The sequence below is a fragment of the Paenibacillus sp. P4_A7 genome (genome assembly GCF_056402455.1).
Genome location: NZ_JBFUHJ010000606.1, coordinates 1 through 2,770, shown reverse-complemented (window position 1 = coordinate 2,770; position 2,770 = coordinate 1). Strand labels below are relative to the sequence as shown.

Genomic DNA, 2,770 nt, shown 5'->3' with positions numbered 1-2,770 from the left:
GAGCATAAAGGGAAAGTTTTTTATGAGCCGCTGCTTGATTTTATTTCATCCGGTCCGGTGTTTGCAATGGTTTGGCAAGGTGACAATGTAATTGCTTTGACACGTGCACTTATTGGAAAAACGGACGCTATTGACGCTCTTCCAGGCACAATTCGTTCTGATTTTGCGGTACATACTAATTTTAATTTGATCCACGGCTCTGATTCTGCAGAGAACGCGGAAAGAGAACTTAGCAATTTCTTCTCGCCAAATGAGCTTCTCAACTATGAACACACAATACAACGGTGGATTTAACGTTAAAAGGCCGTTAATGATGGGAGACTTAATGTTGGAGGATCGTGATTTTGCACAGTTTATCGCTCGAATAAAGCAAAAGACCGACATCGATTTGTCACAGTACAAAGAAGCTCAAATGAAGCGTAGACTTACAACACTACGAATGAAGCATGGGTATCAAACCTTTGATGAGTACTGGAAGGCGATGGAGCAGAACCGAAGCTTGTTGAATGAGTTTCTGGACCGCATGACGATTAATGTCTCCGAATTTTGGAGGAACCCATCCAGGTGGGAGGTTCTGCAAAATCGCTTTTTCCCTGAAATGCTAAGGTCCGGCTCTCAGCTTAAGGTTTGGAGCGCGGCTTGCTCTACAGGAGAAGAGCCGTATACGCTTGCGATGATTTTAGCCGAGCTAGGAGCACAGCAGCGAACAACGCTGCTTGCAACGGATTTGGATACGAATGTATTACAGAAAGCAATGGAAGGCAGTTATTTAGAACGCTCATTACGCGATGTGCCAACAGACTGCCGGACAAAATATTTTAAAGAAACTGATGGGGCTTATCATATATCGGATCATTTAAAACAATTCATTCAATTCAAGCAGCAAAATTTACTTCATGATTCCTTTGATTCTTCCTTTGATTTAATCGTTTGCCGCAATGTTATGATTTATTTTACAGAAGAAGCGAAGCATTTGTTGTATCACAAATTTTCGAGTGCGCTCAAACCAGGCGGATTGCTGTTTGTTGGCAGTACGGAACAAATATTCTCGCCAGCTGTTTATGGTTTTGAGACGGCAGATACGTTCTTTTACAGGAAAGTATAATTACCATGTATATCGATTTCCATCTTCTCCTATACTAGTCATAACCGAATGGACTTGGAGGATGAGCTTAAGATGGATAAACGCAAAGTAATAGCCGCCTACAGGCGCGGATTCATTTCGATTCAAGAATGTGCGCAAATTATCGGCGTCGACAGCGGTCAAATGACAAGACTTGTTGATGATCCGCTGTTAATTAACGATGGAACGGCACTGCATGAGAAACACTCCGTTAACAGCTAGACTTGTGTATACGTACGAGGCTGACTTGTTTGTCTTCTTAGAAGGCATTCAATCAGCCTCTTTTTATTGGATAGAAGGCGGCAACTAGTGGCTTGAATTCTTGTCAAACTGCAGGCGCTGTACTATAATGAGCAAAGATGTTTAGTGCAGTAAAGCACAGCAGGCGCGTATAGGCTTGCTTTGAAGGAGGAGCTTTGGTTGAGTTTAAGGTATTTGACAGCGGGAGAGACCCACGGTCCCCAATTGACTGCTATTATTGAAGGATTGCCAAGTAATTTAACAATTGATTTCGAGGAATTGAATTTTCAGCTGCATAGACGCCAGAAAGGGCATGGCCGCGGCCGTCGTATGCAAATTGAGAAAGATACAGCAAACATTGTCGGAGGCGTTCGTCATGGCAGAACGACAGGTGCTCCTGTAGCGCTTATCGTTGCAAATAATGACTGGAAACATTGGACCTCTGTTATGAATATTGAACCGATTGAAGGCAGTGACGAAGAGAAGCGTCGTGTTCACCGTCCGCGTCCTGGTCATGCTGATCTTAATGGCGGTTTGAAATACGATTTGAAGGATTTGCGTAATGTGCTGGAGCGCTCAAGTGCGCGTGAAACGGCTGCTCGAGTTGCTGTAGGGGCGGTAGCTCGTCAATTTCTTGCTGAATTCGGCATTAAAGTGGCAGGACAAGTTATTCGCATTGGTGAGATCGAAGCACCAGCGAACCAGCTTTCTGTTGATGAATTGATTCGTTTGACAGAAGAATCTTCCGTTCGTGTTGTCGACAAGGATACAGAACAAAAGATGACGGAATATATCGATCAGATTAAAGCGGAAGGCGACTCGATCGGCGGTGTGGTGGAATGTATCATCGAAGGCGTGCCAATTGGTCTGGGCAGCCACGTGCAGTGGGATCGTAAGCTTGATGGACGAATCGCACAAGCTGTTGTATCGATTAATGCGTTCAAAGGCTGTGAAATCGGCATCGGTTTTGAAGCAGCTAAACTGCGCGGATCACAAGTACATGATGAGATCATGTATGATGCAGAGCGCGGCTATCATCGCGCTAGCAATCGTCTTGGCGGCTTCGAKGGCGGCATGACTAACGGAGAACAAATTGTTGTGCGTGGTGTAATGAAGCCAATTCCTACACTGTACAAGCCGCTTCGCAGCGTCGATATTGATACAAAAGAGCCATTCACCGCTCAAGTTGAGCGTTCAGACAGCTGTGCAGTACCTGCTGCAAGTGTTGTGATGGAGCATGTTGTCGCATGGGAAGTAGCGAAGGCATTCCTTGAGAAATTCGGCGGAGATTCCATCGAAGAAATTCGTGCTAACCTTAATAGTTACTTAGAACAATTAGGGCGGTACTAAGGATGCGTGAATTAATAGTTGATCTAGGTGACCGCTCTTATCCCATCTATATTGGGG

At 44.8% G+C, this 2,770-nt stretch carries 4 protein-coding genes; all 4 read left to right on the top strand.

Annotation, left to right across the window (positions count from 1 at the left end; genetic code table 11):
* Positions 1-294: nucleoside-diphosphate kinase (locus AC1DWN_RS31765; protein ID WP_477562842.1), on the top strand; the 294-nt coding region annotated here is incomplete at its 5' end.
* A gap of 31 nt (positions 295-325) precedes the next feature.
* On the top strand, positions 326-1,105 hold the full coding sequence (locus AC1DWN_RS31760; RefSeq protein WP_477562843.1) for a CheR family methyltransferase: 780 nt from the start codon (positions 326-328) through the stop codon (positions 1,103-1,105).
* A gap of 72 nt (positions 1,106-1,177) precedes the next feature.
* Complete coding sequence (locus tag AC1DWN_RS31755; RefSeq protein WP_477562841.1) at positions 1,178-1,345, top strand: hypothetical protein; 168 nt, start codon at positions 1,178-1,180, stop codon at positions 1,343-1,345.
* A gap of 198 nt (positions 1,346-1,543) precedes the next feature.
* Entirely contained in the window at positions 1,544-2,713 is a 1,170-nt protein-coding gene (aroC, locus tag AC1DWN_RS31750; protein ID WP_477562840.1) for a chorismate synthase, read from the top strand.
* The last annotated feature ends 57 nt before the right edge of the window (positions 2,714-2,770 follow it).